The 16,101-nt window shown below is 59.6% G+C and carries 14 protein-coding genes; 11 read left to right on the forward strand and 3 right to left on the reverse strand.

The window, feature by feature from the left end; translation table 11 throughout:
* Window positions 1–746: 746 nt before the first annotated feature.
* The 3 genes from DRET_RS09660 to DRET_RS09670 all read right to left on the reverse strand — a co-directional run bounded on the left by DRET_RS09660 (window position 747) and on the right by DRET_RS09670 (window position 3,892).
* Window positions 747–1,631 (reverse strand): NAD(P)-dependent oxidoreductase, encoded by an 885-nt coding sequence (locus DRET_RS09660; protein ID WP_015752361.1) that lies wholly within the window; start codon window positions 1,629–1,631, stop codon window positions 747–749.
* A gap of 159 nt (window positions 1,632–1,790) precedes the next feature.
* The gene (locus DRET_RS09665) at window positions 1,791–2,918 is read right to left on the reverse strand and encodes an SPL family radical SAM protein (RefSeq protein ID WP_015752362.1); all 1,128 of its coding nucleotides are present in this window, start codon (window positions 2,916–2,918) and stop codon (window positions 1,791–1,793) included.
* Complete coding sequence (locus DRET_RS09670; protein WP_148214049.1) at window positions 2,915–3,892, reverse strand: ParB N-terminal domain-containing protein; 978 nt, start codon at window positions 3,890–3,892, stop codon at window positions 2,915–2,917. Before DRET_RS09670 ends, DRET_RS09665 begins: the two co-directional genes overlap by 4 nt.
* A gap of 295 nt (window positions 3,893–4,187) precedes the next feature.
* Between DRET_RS09670 and fusA the strand changes: the two genes are divergently transcribed.
* The 11 genes from fusA (at window position 4,188) to DRET_RS09725 (ending at window position 16,092) form a co-directional block, all read left to right on the forward strand.
* Window positions 4,188–6,245: an elongation factor G gene (fusA, locus tag DRET_RS09675; protein ID WP_015752364.1), complete on the forward strand. Its 2,058-nt coding sequence runs from the start codon at window positions 4,188–4,190 to the stop codon at window positions 6,243–6,245.
* Window positions 6,246–6,642: 397 nt separating this feature from the next.
* On the forward strand, window positions 6,643–7,386 hold the full coding sequence (locus DRET_RS09680; protein WP_015752365.1) for a lysophospholipid acyltransferase family protein: 744 nt from the start codon (window positions 6,643–6,645) through the stop codon (window positions 7,384–7,386).
* Window positions 7,356–9,023, forward strand: a complete 1,668-nt coding sequence (locus DRET_RS09685) for a ribonuclease J (RefSeq protein ID WP_015752366.1) — start codon at window positions 7,356–7,358, stop codon at window positions 9,021–9,023. Before DRET_RS09680 ends, DRET_RS09685 begins: the two co-directional genes overlap by 31 nt.
* A gap of 217 nt (window positions 9,024–9,240) precedes the next feature.
* A complete protein-coding gene (locus tag DRET_RS09690) occupies window positions 9,241–9,990 on the forward strand; it encodes a fumarylacetoacetate hydrolase family protein (RefSeq protein ID WP_015752367.1) in 750 nt (249 codons plus the stop codon).
* Window positions 9,991–10,182: 192 nt separating this feature from the next.
* On the forward strand, window positions 10,183–10,971 hold the full coding sequence (gene rpsB / locus DRET_RS09695; RefSeq protein ID WP_015752368.1) for a 30S ribosomal protein S2: 789 nt from the start codon (window positions 10,183–10,185) through the stop codon (window positions 10,969–10,971).
* Between the two features lies 1 nt (window position 10,972).
* Window positions 10,973–11,833, forward strand: coding sequence for a translation elongation factor Ts (gene tsf / locus DRET_RS09700; protein ID WP_015752369.1), 861 nt, complete (start codon window positions 10,973–10,975; stop codon window positions 11,831–11,833).
* A gap of 47 nt (window positions 11,834–11,880) precedes the next feature.
* On the forward strand, window positions 11,881–12,600 hold the full coding sequence (gene pyrH, locus DRET_RS09705; RefSeq protein ID WP_015752370.1) for a UMP kinase: 720 nt from the start codon (window positions 11,881–11,883) through the stop codon (window positions 12,598–12,600).
* Between the two features lie 4 nt (window positions 12,601–12,604).
* Window positions 12,605–13,159, forward strand: a complete 555-nt coding sequence (gene frr, locus DRET_RS09710; protein ID WP_015752371.1) for a ribosome recycling factor — start codon at window positions 12,605–12,607, stop codon at window positions 13,157–13,159.
* Between the two features lie 203 nt (window positions 13,160–13,362).
* On the forward strand, window positions 13,363–14,058 hold the full coding sequence (gene uppS / locus DRET_RS09715) for a polyprenyl diphosphate synthase (RefSeq protein WP_015752372.1): 696 nt from the start codon (window positions 13,363–13,365) through the stop codon (window positions 14,056–14,058).
* On the forward strand, window positions 14,015–14,866 hold the full coding sequence (locus DRET_RS09720; RefSeq protein WP_244147907.1) for a phosphatidate cytidylyltransferase: 852 nt from the start codon (window positions 14,015–14,017) through the stop codon (window positions 14,864–14,866). The genes uppS and DRET_RS09720 overlap by 44 nt, the downstream gene beginning before the upstream one ends.
* Window positions 14,863–16,092: a 1-deoxy-D-xylulose-5-phosphate reductoisomerase gene (locus DRET_RS09725; protein ID WP_015752374.1), complete on the forward strand. Its 1,230-nt coding sequence runs from the start codon at window positions 14,863–14,865 to the stop codon at window positions 16,090–16,092. Before DRET_RS09720 ends, DRET_RS09725 begins: the two co-directional genes overlap by 4 nt.
* The last annotated feature ends 9 nt before the right edge of the window (window positions 16,093–16,101 follow it).

A 16,101-nucleotide genomic window follows, 5' to 3' on the forward strand; every position in this document is an offset into this window, starting at 1 on the left:
CTCCGGTTCTCAAGGGGGGGGGCAACGCCTTGGAGCGAATTCGTCCAGGCCGGAGGGCAAAATTTCAGAAACCGGGTCCCCGAGGCCAGCCACAACCAACCCGCCGTGTTCCCCCAACCGGTTCTGGAGTTTTGAACTCGGCCTGGAAGCTGTCTGAGCTCACTAGGCAGCGTTCACTCCTGCCGGCACCCCTCTTGGCAACACGACTTATTCGTAAAATTGTCCTCGTAGCCGATCCGGTTCCCGGCTGGCAGGAGTCGTAGGCTGCCTGGGAGCGAGTTTTTCCAGGCCGGAGGGCAAAATTTCAGAACCGGGTCCCCGAGGCCAGCCACAACCAACCCGCCGTGTTCCCCAAACGGTTCTGGAGTTTTGAACCCGGCCTGGAAGCTGTCTGAGCTCACTAGGCAGCGTTCACTCCTGCCGGCACCCCTCTTGGCAACACGACATATTCGCAAAATTGTCCTCGTAGCCGATCCGGTTCCCGGCTGGCAGGAGTCGTAGGCTGCCTTAGAGCGAGTTTTTCCAGGCCGGAGGGCAAAATCTCAGAACCGGGTCCCTGAGGCCAGCCACAACCAACCCGCCGTGTCCCCCAAACGGTTCTGGAGTTTTGAACCAGGCCTGGAAGCTGTTACCCGAAAGTTCCCACTCAACAGGCGATACCGTTCGGCCTTCTCCAAAAAAAAAAGCAGCCCGTGCCCCGACGCAAGATCGGGTCACGGGCTGCGTTATCTGCAGGCAAAAGCTCGTTATTCCTGGGCGTTCAGCTGAGCCAGCACCCGGTAGAGCCCCTGGGTGCCGAGATTTTCAAGCCCCTGGGCCTGGGCCGCGACATAAAACTGGTTGACCAGGGCCAAGCCGGGCAGGGAAAGGTTCATCCGCTGGGCCTCTTCCAGGGCGATGCCCATATCCTTGACAAAATGCTTGATATAAAAGCCCGGGGCGAAATCCCCCTGAACGATGCGCCGGCCGAGATTATTGATCGACCAGCAACTCGCTGCCCCGGTGCCAATAACGTCGATGACCTGATCGAGGTCCAACCCGGCCCGATAGGCGTAGAGCAGAGATTCGACCACACCGATCATAGTTCCGGCGATCAGGATCTGGTTGGACATCTTCGTGTCCTGGCCCGAGCCCGCCGGCCCCATGTGGGCGATATTTTCCCCGAGAATCTCGAAAAGCGGCCGGACCTGCTCGTAGACCGTCTTTTCCCCGCCGACCATGATCGCCAACGTCCCCTTCCGGGCGCCGAGATCGCCTCCGGACACCGGCGCATCCAGGCTGAGGACCTCCTTTTTGGCCGCCTTGTCCGCGATCTGGCGGGCCAGTGCCGGCTTGGAGGTGGTCATATCCACAACCACAGTACCCGCAGCGGCCCCGGCCAGGACCCCCTGGGGCCCGAACATGGTCTCCTCCACATCCGGGGGGAAGCCGACAATGCTGAAAACGACCTCGCTTTGCGAAGCCACTTCCGCCGGAGTCTCGCACCACGTGGCGCCGGCATCGAGCAGATCCTGGGCCTTGGATTTGGTCCGGTTGTACACCGCACATTCATAGCCCGCCTGCAACAAATGCATGCACATCGACCGGCCCATGACACCGGTCCCGATCCAACCTACTTTCTGGACAGCCATATGGCTCTCTCCTTTGATTATTGTCGAACGCAACTGGACTGTGAAAAAAAACCGTCTCGCACGGCTGTGCCACCCCACGCACCTGCCAGAGACAGAACCCCATGCCAAAGGTTCTTTTTCTGAAACCTCTTTGGATTTTCAAGGGCCCCGCCGGACCGCTTACAGGGCATCCGACTCCTCACCAAAACTCCGGCGCAGCAGATGGTTTTGCAGCCCCCCGAGTTGCCGAGGGGTATACCCGAAGACCTGCTGCCAGACGGTATCAGACTCCATGCAGAAATAGAGCTGCTCCCGCATCCCCCATTTCTGGAGCCGGCTGACAATGCGCCGGAATTGTTCGACGCGAAGAGGTCTGAGCAGGCGCAATTTATCGTCCGCTCCGGTGATAAATTCGTCGTAGATATACCGCGCCTGGGGGTGGCGACGATCGATGATCGATTTCAGCTCCGGCATACAGCGGAATGACCCCAAACTCATGTAGGCAATATCCGCAGGGCGGAGATACTCGAAAATCATATCCACGATACGGTCATACCCTGTTTCCCATCCCGGATAACGGATGATCGGATCAAAATGCAAACAGACCCGAAAGCCGTGGCGGACGCATTCGCGCGCTGCCTCCAGCCGCTCCGTGAGTGTCGACGTCCTGTGTTCCTGCTCTTCGTGGATCGCCGGGGCGTTGAGCGACCACGCCGGCAGGACCCGGCGCGGATCTCGGACCGCCGTCATCCAACTCAGATCGATGACTTTGCTTTTGAGTTCCAGGCAGACATTGGGATAGCGCCCCAGAAAATCAACCAGATCACGGCTGTACCCGGTGAGCGGTTCCAGGGCCAGCGAGTCCGTGAACTCCCCAGTGCCCAACCGGTACCGCTTGTCCGGATTAGCGGCAAAGGCCCGGTCGAGTTCGGTGTACAGGTCCTCCTGGTTGGCCCAGACCTTGAGCATCCGGTCCTGAAAATACGCCTGCAAAATACAGTAGGAACACGACAGGGGACAATTCTCTCCGATATGCACGATCCGGTACCCGCAACACCGGTAGGCCTTAGTGCCGGGGCAAAAACGCAGGAAGCGGCCCTTGTAGTGCTTGAGATAGACGACCTGTTCCTCCTGTCCCCACGCCGGCACAGCACCGTCCTCGTCAAGCACCGTCCAACGCACATGGGGCAGTCGCTCACGCACCCTGGCGGCCAGCGGGGTGGTGCGCACCGAGGGATCGACCACCACCTCGCTGATCGTTTGCAACCAGGAGGGCAACTGCGCCGGAGGCGAAATCGCGGCGCTCATACCTCTGCCTCCCCGGACAGGGCCGCCCACAATGCACCCCATTCGGAAGACTGGCACAGGGCTGTCAATTCCGCGGCAACGGTCTCCCGGTCCTCCTCGCGGCGCAGCCGCCGGGAGAGAACAACAGCTGTGCTCTCAAAGTTCGGATCATGGTCCACCTTCCAGAAATGGCCTTTGCTCAGCCGCTGCTTTGTGGTCTGAACCCGCTCGCGCATGGCGCTGAGATGCGGATACCGCTTGGCCTGGACCGCTTCGAGAATGCGCTGAATGCGGTCTTTGGGGGACCAGTCCTGGGCCAGATCCAAAAGCCCCGACAGATCAAGCTCGGCCCAGAGCGCCTCGAGCCCAATTTGATCCCGGGCCCGGATTTCCCACAACCATTGGACCAGATGCACGGCATTATTTTTCGACCAGCGCAGGTTTTGAAAACAGGGCAGCAGGACCTGGCGCTCCCCGGCGCTCAACCGGCTGACAAGAGGAGCGATATCCAGAGGGGCAAAGCCCTTTGCCAGACAGTCGTCCCATTCGGGTTCCAGGTCCAGCCAGGCCTGCAGGCACCGTCCCTGGCGGCTTTGCGCCGCGACCTGAAGGGCCGGAAAAAGCTCAGTCTGCAACCGCTGCCGGGAAATGCTCCCGTCCACCGCCCGCAGATAGAGGAGTCGCTGGTCCTCGCTGAGACCCCGCCCCCAATTCGCGGCCAAATGGATCAGGGCAGCCTCCAGCACCGTCTCGGGCGCTGCGGTTTTGACAGCAAGGACCGGTTGTTCGAGCACGCGGCAGGCCAGCACCCGCTGCCCGCCATGCAAAACGCGCATCCGGCCCGCCTCGGAAAACATCAGGATCGGCTCAAGCTGCCCAATTGTCTGCAGGGATTCGACCAGGGCTGGCTCCGGCTCCACCTTGTTCCGCAGCCAACTGCCGCTGCAATCCAGTTGACCCGGATCCACCACCTGGCAGGTTCGTTGTTCACGCATTGATTCCACCATTGATTGCTGCGCCTCCATCGGGGTGCCCCCTGTGGACGCTATTTTTCGAAAAACTCCGGCACTGCCACCACGAGACCCGTATCCGGACACGGGCGCCCCCTGTCCGGATACACAGCGAAAGACCGAAAGAATTCCCGGACCACGACTGGTTACCTGATCAAAATCAAGGACCGTCTTGACATCATTCAAGCCCACTCTCTATAGGTCTAAACTCTTGAGAGAAAAAAAATATCGTCGAGAGGGCCCTTCATCGCTACCCCGCAACTTCGTAAGGGAGACAGGAATGCAGGAAACGCTCCAGAAACAAAGAACCTTCGCTTTGGTAGGCAACAGCGGCAACGGGAAAACCTCTTTGGCCGAAATGCTGCTTTTTCAGGCCAATGCTACGACCCGACTGGGGCAGGTGGACAAGGGGAGTTCAGTACTGGACTACGAACCCGAAGAAATGAAGCGTGTTGGGAGCATCCAGCCCTCTTTCGCCCATTACACCTGGCAGAAAAACGATCACTTCTGTATCGACACGCCCGGCGACACCAATTTCGTCGGCGATCTGCCCTACCTGTTGACAGCCGTAGACAGCGTGGTCTTTGTGGTCGATGCGGTGGACGGGGTCAAGCCTCTGACGAAGAAATTATGGTCTGAAGTCCAGAAGGCCGAATTGCCGGCGATCATAGCGGTGAACAAAATCGATCGTGAGCGGGCCGATTTCGACCAGACCTTTGACGGGCTCTCTTCGATTCTGGGGATCAAACCCGTGCTGACCTATATGCCCATCGGCGCGGAGAGCGACTTTCGGGGCGTGGTCGACGTCCTGGGCCAAAAGGCTTTCTTCTTCGAAGACGACGGTTCGGTCAAGGAGGGCGAAATCCCGGCCCAGATGACCGACCAGGTCGAAGAAATCCGGGAAATCACCCTGGAAAACATTGCCGAAAGCGACGACGAACTCATGGAGAAATACCTGGAAGAGGGGGAACTCTCCGACGACGATGTCCGCAAGGGACTGCACATCGGGGTCTGCAACCGGACCATCGTCCCGGTCTGCGCCACCGCCGCTGCCTCAGGCAAAGGCGGCACCTTGATACTCAACCTCATCCAGAACCTGCTACCATCGCCCCTGGAACGCGCTGCCTGGACAGGTACCGAAGGGGAGACCCGGCCGTCCAGCCCTGACGAACCCACGGCCTGCTTCGTCTGCAAAACCATTGTCGACCCGTTTTCCGGCCAGCTCAGTATCCTGCGCGTCCTTTCAGGCACATTGTCTCCCGACGTCCAATTGCTCAACCCCGAAAAAGAGAGCAAGGAGAAAATCGGCCACCTGCAATATCTGCTCGGCAAACACCAGACCCCGTGCAAGACCGCTGTGGGTCCCGGCGCCCTGGTTGCAGTGGCCAAGCTCAAGGACACCGCCACCGGCAACCTCCTCTGCGCTCCTGAGGCTCCCTTTGTGCTCAACAAACCGGATCTGCCTCCGGCGCTGCTCTCCTATGCCATCGCCGCCAAAGAGAAAGGGGATGAAGACAAGATCTTCGGCGCCATCCACAAAATGCTCGATGAAGACATCACCCTGCATCTCGACCGCAATGAAGAGACCGGGGACATGCTCCTGTCCGGAATGGGCCAGTTGCATATCGAGACCGCCATCGAACGGGTCAAGCGGCGCTACAAGGTCGAAGTCCAGCTCAATACGCCCAAGATTCCCTACCGCGAAACGTTCAAAGGCAAGGCCGACGTCCAGGGCCGGTACAAGAAGCAGTCCGGCGGCCGCGGCCAGTTCGGGGATTGCTGGATCCGCGTCGAACCGCGCGAACGCGGCGCCGGGTATGAATTTGAAGACGCCATCGTCGGCGGGGTCATTCCCAAAACCTTTATCCCGGCTGTGGACAAGGGGATTCAGGAAACAGCCGGGAAAGGAATTCTGGCTGGCGCACCTGTGGTCGACTTCAAAGTCACTCTGTACGACGGCTCCTATCACAGCGTCGACTCTTCAGAAATGGCCTTCAAAGTCGCCGGCTCCATGGCCTTCAAAAAGGCCGCGGAACAGGCTGGTCTCAAACTCCTGGAACCGGTGGTCCAAATGCATATCGCCGTGCCTGAGGAATATATGGGCGACATCATCGGCGACCTTTCCAGCCGGCGGGGCAAGGTCCTCGGATACGAGACCACCCAGGGCATCACCGAAATCACCGCCCATGTGCCGATGGCCGAAGTCCTGAAATACGCCCCGGACCTGCGCTCCATGACCGGAGGCCAGGGCACGTTCACCATGGAATTCGACCACTACTCCGAATGCCCTTCGAACATCGAGGAAAAAGTGGTTGCCGAAAACCAGCAGACCGAATGATCCTGCTCCGTCTGTCTTCCTGTGCCAAACTCCAGGCCCCTGCTCCAGGCAGGGGCCTTTTTGCTGCCCTGTCGCCGCACCACCAACTATTTCATCTCCCCCCACTTTCCCTCCGGCCCTGACTGCCATGTCCCAGGTACGCAATAGACAACGGTTCCGACTTCGAACGAATTGGTGAGGATTCTCTTTTTTTTCAGGGCTGTGGCGCCAAACCTGGAACCGGTTCACATCTCAGAGGATCCGCTGCGCCTGCGCTGCACCAGGCTAGACCGGAGGGGTCAGCTCAACCTTGTCCTTGCCTGGAGATTCAGGTAAATTGACACGATTGAGGTGAGGCCGTTCGGAGACCGACAATACCGCCCGCACAAGGCACAAACGCCGCAATATCTGGCACCGCATGGCACTGATTGTACATAATTTCTTTTTTTATCTGGTCTTCCTCCCATTCACCCTACTTGCGAGCACGGCGGTTCTGGTCCTGAGCCTGTTTCCCGGCACAAGCCGCGTCTGCCAGGAGCTGGAAAAAAGGTGGGCCCAACTGGCGCTCCGCCTCTCTCCTGTCCAGGTCCAGGCGGAGATCGCCCCGGAAGCCGTGTCCGGCAATTGCATCCTGATTGCCAACCACCAAAGTCAATTGGATATCCCGCTGCTGATCGCCCTTATGCCCCGCCAAACCATCCGGTTTCTGGCCAAGGACACCTTGTTTCGCATTCCATTTTTTGGCTGGGCGATGGCCAAACTCGGCCATATTCCCATCAGCCGGGAAAACCACAAAGAAGGCATGCGCAGTATCGACCGCGCGGCCGGCAAGGCCCGGGACGGGCGCACGCTGTGCATTTTTCCCGAAGGGACGAGACACCGGGAACTCGGACCGTTCAAGATCGGCGGCATTGTTTTGGCCATGAAAAGCGGCCTGCCCATCGTGCCGGTGGTCATCAACGGGACCAAAGACGCCCACCCCAAGGGGTCGCCGTGGCTTTTCCGGCGCACGGTCTTTGTCCGGGTCCTGCCCCCCTTCCCCACTCAAGGATATGACTCTCTCAAGGAGAGACACCGTTTAAAAACCGATTTATGGCAGTACATGAACAACCGTTTTCTGGAGACTGAACAATGGCTGAAAAAAACGACACGCCCTGGGTAACCCTCTCGCCTCTGGGCGGGCTGGGCCAGATAGGGCTCAATTGCATGCTTTTGGAAACCGCTGACTCGGCGGTGCTGATCGACTGCGGGCTGATGTTTCCCGATGAGGTCCATCTTGGTGTGGACGTGGTCATTCCCCGCTTCGATTTCCTGCTGGAAAAAAAACACAAGCTCAAAGCGGTGGTCCTGACCCACGGACACGAGGACCATATCGGTGCCTTACCCTGGCTGCTCAAGGAGATGCCAGAAGTCCCGCTTTACAGTTCCCCGTTCACCCTGGCCCTGGTCCGCAACAAACTCCGGGAGCACGACCTCGCCGACACGGTCACCTTGTGCCCCATGGAGCCGCGCCAGAGCGCTGAACTCGGAGATTTCCGCTTCCATTTCTTTCCCGTCTGCCACTCGATCATCAAGGGGTACGGCCTGGGAATTGAAACCCCGGTCGGCCGTTTTGTGCACACCGGGGACTTCAAGATCGACCGCAATCCCCTTGGCGAACACGCCACCGATCTGGAAGCCTTCGGCGATTTCGCCGCCGGCGGGGTGACCCTGCTCATGTCGGATTCGACCAATGTCGAACGCGATGGCTACGCCCTGACCGAGCGTGAGATCCGCGACTCCCTCGATGACATCTTCACCCAGGCTGACGGCCGCATCCTGGTGACCCTGTTTTCCAGCCACGTGCAGCGGATCCAGGAGATATTCGAACTCGCCCACCGCTACGGCCGCAAAGTCGCGGTCAGCGGCCGGAGCTTGAACGTCAATATCGAAACCGCCCGCGAACTGGGCTATCTCGAATTCGCTGACGAGGACTTCGTCAGCCTCGAAGACCTGGCCCACCTTCCCGACGACAAGGTCGTCCTCCTGGTCACCGGGTCCCAGGGCGAACCCATGTCCGCGCTGACTCGTCTGGCCGAGGGCGACCACCGGCAACTGCGCGTGCACAAGGGCGATCTGGTGGTCATGTCCTCGCGCTTCATTCCGGGCAACACCAAGGCCATCACCAAGGTCATCAACAAGCTTTACAAACTCGGCGCCGAGGTCCTGAACGAAAAGGTCCAGGCCATTCACGCCTCAGGGCACGCCCACAAGGAAGAATTGCGGACCATGCTGGAAACAGTGCATCCCAAATTCTTCATCCCGGTCCACGGCGAATACCGACATCTGCACAAGCATATCGAACTCGCCCGGGAATGCGGCGTGGCCCCGGAACGGTGTTTTCTGCTCGAAAACGGCCAACCCGTGACCCTGTTCAAGGGAGAAGTCCGGCTCGAGGATCCCATCGGGGTCGAATCGGTGCTGGTCGACGGCAAGGGGGTTGGCGATGTCGGCCGGACCATTCTCAAAGAGCGCCGGCTCTTGGGCGATGAGGGGATGGTCGTGGCCTTGTTGGTCATCGAAGAGGCCACAGGGGAGATCATTCTCGGTCCCCAGGTCCAGTCCAAAGGGTTCGTCTTCGAGCGCCACTTCTCCCATGTCCTGGACGACGCCAAAGAGGTCATGCTCGACGTCTATGCGAACATGCCCAAAGGGGCGTCCCAGAAAATGGAGAACCGGATCAAATCGGCTCTTCGCCGCCATTTCCGCAAGGTTCTGGACCGCGACCCGGTCATCGTTCCCCTGGTGATCACGGTCTAGCCGAGCCCCCAGCAAAGCAAGCAAGCCGGTCCGGGGGACCGCCTCCGGACCGCGTATCGCCAGGCAAAGGCGCTGGATATCGCCACGCCTTCCCCCGGCCTGGCGCAAGGTCGGCAACGGTTTCCGGATCCAGGATTTACCTGCGCCCACAGCTGCCGACCGATTTTCAGGGAACAATTCTGCCCATACAGCGACAACCAGACCCAAGGAGGACCACATGCGCCTTGTCCGCGCCCGCCATGCGGGGCACGAATTCGAGGCCCGTCTGGAGGGGACCCTCCTGGTGCCCACCGACGGCAGCCCCAAACTGCCACTGCACCGCGCCGAACTTCTGGCTCCGGTGCAACAGGGCAAAATCGTCTGCATCGGACTGAACTATTTTGAGCATGCCAGGGAACTCGGCATGACCGTGCCCGAGGAACCGCAGATCTTTTTCAAGCCCTCTTCGGCGGTCATCGGTCCGGGAGAATCCATAATCCTGCCCAAGGCGTCGTCGCGGGTGGATTTTGAAGGTGAACTCGCTGTGGTCATCGGGCGGGCCTGCCGCCGCCTGCGGCCGGAAGAGGTCCCCGAGCATGTCCTGGGGCTGTGCTGCGCCAATGACGTCACAGCCAGGGACTTGCAACGCCGGGACGGCCTTTACGCCCGGGCCAAAGGATTCGACACCTTTGCCCCCCTGGGACCGTGGATCGAAACCGCATACCCCGCGCCAGACGACGTGGCCCTGCAGACCCGGGTCAACGGCAACGTCCGCCAGAAGAGCCGGACCCGGGACATGATCTGGTCACCCTGGCAGCTGGTGGCCTTCATTTCTGAATGCATGACCCTGCTGCCCGGCGATGTGATCCTGACCGGCACACCGCCCGGCATCGGACCGCTGGCTCCCGGCGACCGCGTTGAGGTCAGCATTGACGGTGTGGGCACCTTGAGCAACACCGTCGCCGCCGAAACCGCTCTGAAGCAGTAATCGGGCGGCCCTCCCAGCCCCCGGCCCTCAGCCCCTTGTGAAAGGGGTTGCCAGCAAGACCAAGATGGTTTAAGAGGGCTCGTTTCAAAATCGCACACTCCGACCCTATTGGTGGGTGTCCCGGTCGGTCGGGATCCAAAGGTGAGGACCACGAGGTCGGAGTGGAGGCTAACCCACTTGCAAGGAGAATCTATGGCTTACATCAAAATGAAGCAGATGCTGGAAACCGGTGTCCACTTCGGACACCAGACCCGCCGCTGGAACCCCAAAATGCGCCCCTTTATCTTCGGCGCCCGCAAGGGGATCCATATCATCGACCTCCAACAGACGGTCCAACTATTCCGTCAGGCCCACGACGTCATCGTGGACGCGGTCGCCAACGGCGGAAAAATCATCTTTGTCGGCACCAAGCGCCAGGCCCAGGAGGCCGTGGCCGAAGACGCCCAGCGTTGTGGCATGTTCTATGTCACCAACCGCTGGCTGGGCGGCACGCTGACCAACTTCCAGACCATCAAGCACCGCATCGAACGGCTCAAGCATCTGGAGACCATGTTCGAAGACGGATCCATCCACCGGTTCCCGAAAAAAGAAATCGCCGGGATGCAGCGCGAATTGGATAAATTGCAGGCCGCCCTGGGCGGGATCAAAGACATGGAAGACCTGCCCCAGGTCGCTTTTGTCATCGATCCCAAGCGCGAAGAACTGGCCATCCGCGAATTCCGCAAACTCGGCATCCCCATTGTCGCGGTGACTGACACCAATTGCGATCCGGATCAGGTGGACTACGTCATTCCCGGCAATGACGACGCCATCCGGGCCATCAAGCTCTTTGTGTCCAGCGTGGCTGACGCCTGCCTCGAAGGCTTGGCACGCCGCGACGAGCAGCCCACGGAAGAACAACTCACAGAAGCACCGCAACAGACTGCCACCGAAGAGCAGGTCGCTGCCGAAAGCGTCGAGAAGAGCGAGGAGGAAGCCTAAAATGAATATCACTGCCCAAATGGTCAAAGAGCTCCGGGAAAAAACCGGGGCCGGAATGATGGACTGCAAGAAGGCCCTGCAGGCGGCTGATGGCGACATGGACGCCGCGCTCACCGCTCTGCGGGAAAAGGGACTGGCCAAGGCCCAGAAAAAGGCCGGCCGCTCCACCTCTGAAGGGCTCATCACCTTCGCCACCCAGGACGGCGGCACCAGCGGAGCCCTGTTCGAACTCAAATGCGAAACCGATTTCGTGGCCCGCAACGATCAGTTCATCAGCATGGCCAAGGACCTGGCCCAGGAAGTCGCCACCAACGGCGAACTGCCCGCCAACGCCGACGAAGAGATCAAGAAATTCGTCGGGGTCATCGGGGAAAACATCCAGCCGGGGCGCAGTGAAGTCCTGAAGGTCCAAGCCCCTGCCGGCCTGATCGGTTCCTACATCCACGCCAACGGCAAAATCGGCGTCATGGTCGAACTGCGCTGCACCAAATCGGAAGCCGCGCAAAACCAGGCCATGGCCGATCTGGGCAAGAACATTGCCATGCAGGTCGCCGCGGTCACTCCGCTGAGCATCAGCCCCGACGATCTGCCCCAGGAAAATATCGAAGAGGAAAAAGCCATTTTCCTCAAGCAGGCCCAGGACGAAGGCAAGCCTGAACACATTGCCGAAAAGATCGTCGAAGGCCGGATCAAGAAATTCTATAAAGAGGTCTGCCTCTTGGAGCAGCCCTACATCAAGGACGATTCCAAAACGATCCGCGATCTGCTCCAGGAAGTGGGCAAGGAACTCGGCGACGAGATCACCATCGGCTCGTTCGTCCGACTCGGCCTCGGCGAGGACCACGAAGAAGAAACAGAATAACGAAGCACGAAAACGGGCCTCACGGCCCGTTTTTTTTGGGGTGGCGTATGACGCGAATGAAGTACGAACGGGTCTTGCTCAAACTCAGCGGCGAAGCGTTGGCTGGACCTTACAATTTCGGGATCGACCCCACCACGATCAAGGTCATAAGCCAGGAAATCGTGGATGTCGTCGAACAGGGAGCTGAGGTCGCCCTGGTCATCGGCGGGGGGAATATTTTCCGCGGTGTTTCCGGCTCGGCCAAGGGCATGGAACGCTCGGCAGCCGATTACATGGGGATGATGGCCACGGTCATGAACGCGGTAGCCGTTCAGGACAACCTGGAAAAACTGGGATTGTCCACACGGGTCATGTCAGCTATAACCATGCGCGAAGTTGCCGAGCCGTACATCCGCCGGCGGGCCATCCGGCACCTGGAAAAGGGTCGGGTCGTTATCTGCGCCGCCGGGACGGGGAATCCGTATTTCACTACGGACACTGCGGCGGCCCTGCGAGCCATGGAACTGGGGGCCCAGGCCCTGCTCAAGGCAACCCGGGTCGCCGGGGTCTACGACAAGGATCCCGAACAATTTCCGGAAGCCCATTTATACAAGACCCTGACCTATATCCAGGTCTTGCAGGAAAAGCTCCGGGTCATGGACTCGGCAGCCATCTCCCTGTGTATGGACAACGACCTGCCTATCATCGTTTTTGATCTGTTTGAAAAGGGCAACATCCAGCGGGTCACCGCCGGCGAGGCCGTGGGCACGCTGGTGCAAGGAGGCTAAGAGTATGGAGAGCATTTTTACCGACGCCAAAAAGCGCATGGAAAAAGCCATCACGAACCTGGAAAAGGAGTTCTCCCGTCTACGGACCGGACGCGCCTCGGCATCCCTTGTGGATGGAATCCAGGTCTCCTACTACAACACGCCGACACCGCTGAACCAATTGGCGTCCATTTCCATTCCGGACGCTCGGACCATCGCCATTCAACCCTGGGACCGCAGCAGCTTCGAGAATATCGAAAAGGCCATCATGCAATCGGATCTCGGCCTGAATCCGGTCAACGACGGCAAGATCATCCGCATCAATATCCCGGCTTTGACTGAAGAGCGCCGCAAGGAACTGGTCAAGATCGCCAAGAAGCACACAGAAGACGCCAAGATCGCCATCCGCAACATCCGGCGTGACGCCAACGAAGAACTCAAGAAGCAAAAGAACGACAAGACCATCAGCGAAGACGACATGCACCGGGGGCAGGAAAAGATCCAGAAGCTCACCGATGAATTCGTCGACAAAGCCGAAAAGACGCTGACGGAAAAAGAAAAAGAGATCATGGAAATCTAACCAGGCGGGGGCGTCACGCCCCCGCTTTGGATGCCCTATCTGACTATTGAAAAATTCCTTATAATGCAGGTCGTTCAAAAATCCCAAGGGACGGCGACAAAACGCTCAAGGTCACAGCATACGTATCCGTACGTACGAGTTTGAACGTATTGCAGCTGTCTGCCATTGGGAGATTTTCAACGGCCCGCTATCCGGTCCAGTTTATGACCTCACCCCCTCTCCAGCATCTGGCCATCATCATGGACGGCAACGGCCGTTGGGCCCGCCAGCGCGGTCTGCCACGCAGTGAAGGACACAAGGCGGGCACCCAGAGCGCCAAGGCGATCGTGACCGCTTGCCGCAAACGGGCGATCCCCTATGTCACGCTCTACACCTTCTCGCGGGAGAACTGGGCCCGCCCCAAGGAGGAGATCAATTTCCTGTTCGATCTCCTGGTCCGCTTTTTACGGCGCGAGGTCCAGGACCTCAAAGAACAAGGAATACGGCTCAACATCCTTGGAGATCTCAAGGGTTTGCCGGCCGCCCCTCGGCGGGCAGTCGAACACGTCTGCCGCCAAACCGCCGACGGTCGTGCGATGACGCTCAACCTGGCTCTGAATTATTCCGGCCGGGAGGAGATTCTCCGCGTCTGCCGCGAATTGCTCCAGCAGCAGGTGGCGCCGGAGGAGGTCACTGTCGAGCAGTTCGCGCAGCGGCTGTACACCGGAGGACAGCCCGATCCCGACCTCCTGATCCGCACCAGCGGAGAAAAACGGCTCAGCAACTACCTCCTGTTCCAGTGCGCCTACACCGAATTTTCTTTTCCCGAGGTTCTCTGGCCGGATTTCGACGAGCACGAGCTCGATGCGGCCTTGCATGAATACCAGCAGCGGCAGCGCCGCTTCGGAAGCATACGGTAGGCACCCCATGTCTTTTTTGAGTTCGCATATCCAACGGCTGCTGACCGCGCTTGTCCTATTGCCGCTTTTGGCCTGGGCTATCGCCTCCGGGCCGGTGGTCATCGGGCTGCTCGTCGGGCTTGTCAGCGTCTTCGGGCTCTGGGAATTCTATTCCTTTTTCTGGCCGGACCACCCGTTGCGAAAAGCTGGCGGCATTGTCCTTGGCGGACTGGTCATCGCCTGGCAGGCGGCCTCCCCCAATCCGGCGGCTCTGCCGTTTCTGCTCGCCCTGTGGGCCGGCAACCTCTTCTTTCTGACCCAGTACGCCCGGGATGCGGAGTCGGCCCAGCCGGCCGACGGCATGATCTTCAGCATTGGTCTCATGTATATCCCCGGCGTTCTCCAATTGTTCATCCATCTGCACCCGCTGGAGATCGTCCTGGTCCTGCTGGCCACCTTCGCTTCCGATACCGGGGCCTATTATGCCGGATGCTGGTGGGGACGACGCAAGGTCTGGCCGGTGATCAGTCCCAAGAAGACCTGGATGGGCAGTATGGGGGGATTGGGGCTGTGCATCACCCTGAGCCTTGTTTTGGGGCTCGCCTTTGGCGATGCCGCCTGGTATCATTGGATCTGGGTCGGGGCAGTACTGAACATTGCCGCCCAATTCGGCGATTTTTTTGAATCCGCCCTGAAACGCAAACTTCAAATAAAAGACTCCGGACGGTTGCTCCCCGGACACGGCGGCCTGCTCGATCGCATCGACAGCCTCCTTCTGGTCTTACCGGTGTACGCCGCCGTGACAATCTTCCTGCCCCTTTTCCTATGAACACCTCTGCCACATACATATCACGGCTGGACCCCGCTCCGAGCACCGGACCTCGAAAGGTTATTGTCCTCGGGAGCACCGGCTCCATTGGCTGCAGTGCACTGAAGGTCCTGGCCCAACACCCGGACACGTTCGAGGTCCTTGGTCTGGCCGGAGCGACCAACGCGAACCTGCTCGCCGAGCAGGCCCGGCAGTGGCGACCGTCTGTCCTGGGAGTCCTTGACGATACGGTCCGGGAGGAGGTCCGCCACCTTCTTCCCGCAGATTACCGGCCGCAATGGATGGTGGGCAACCCGGGCTACCAGGAGATGGCCGCCCTTTCCGAAGCCGAACTGGTCCTGTGCGCCCAAGTCGGAGCAGCCGGCTTGCCGCCGACCCTGGCCGCCGTCAAAGCCGGCAAGATTGTGGCCCTGGCCAACAAGGAATCCCTGGTCCTGGCCGGGACTCTGGTGCGCGAACTCTGCACGGCCTCCGGAGCCTGTCTCCTGCCGGTGGATTCCGAGCACAACGCCATGTTCCAGGCCCTGGCTGGCCACGATCCACACGACGTGCGCAAATTTGTTCTGACCGCCTCGGGCGGTCCGTTCCGAGGCCGTTTGCGAGAAGAGCTGCGCCGGGTCACTCCGGATCAGGCCTTGGCCCATCCCAATTGGTCCATGGGAGCCAAAATCAGCATCGACTCCTCGACGCTGATGAACAAAGGACTGGAATGCATTGAGGCTGCCTATCTCTTTGGTGTGGATATGGACCGCATCGAAGTCGTGGTCCATCCTGAAAGCATTATCCACTCCTTGGTTGAATACCGCGACGGCTCCCTGCTCGGCCACCTCGGGGTGCCGGACATGCAGATTCCCATCGCCCATTGCCTGAGTTATCCAAACCGGCTGGATCTCGACCTTGAGCCACTGGATCTGACACGCCTGAGCGGACTGCATTTTGAAAAGCCCGACGAATCGACGTTTCCCTGTCTGGCCCTGGCGCGTGAGGCCCTGGCCAACGGCCCGAGCTTCCCGATCGTGCTCAATGCCGCCAACGAAATCGCCGTGGATCTTTTTCTGCGTCGCGAACTGGCCTATCTGGACATCGCCCGCTTGCTGGAACGGACCCTGCAAGCCCATACTCCCAGTGCGGTAACAGATCTCGAATCCATCCACGCTGTCGACGATTGGGCCCGAAAACAGGCCCGATCCTTTGCCGCGCAATATTTTTCTGCACCAAGCGCATAGAGAACCGGT

Origin of the sequence: Desulfohalobium retbaense DSM 5692 (assembly GCF_000024325.1) — a bacterium.
Classification (GTDB): domain Bacteria; phylum Desulfobacterota; class Desulfovibrionia; order Desulfovibrionales; family Desulfohalobiaceae; genus Desulfohalobium; species Desulfohalobium retbaense.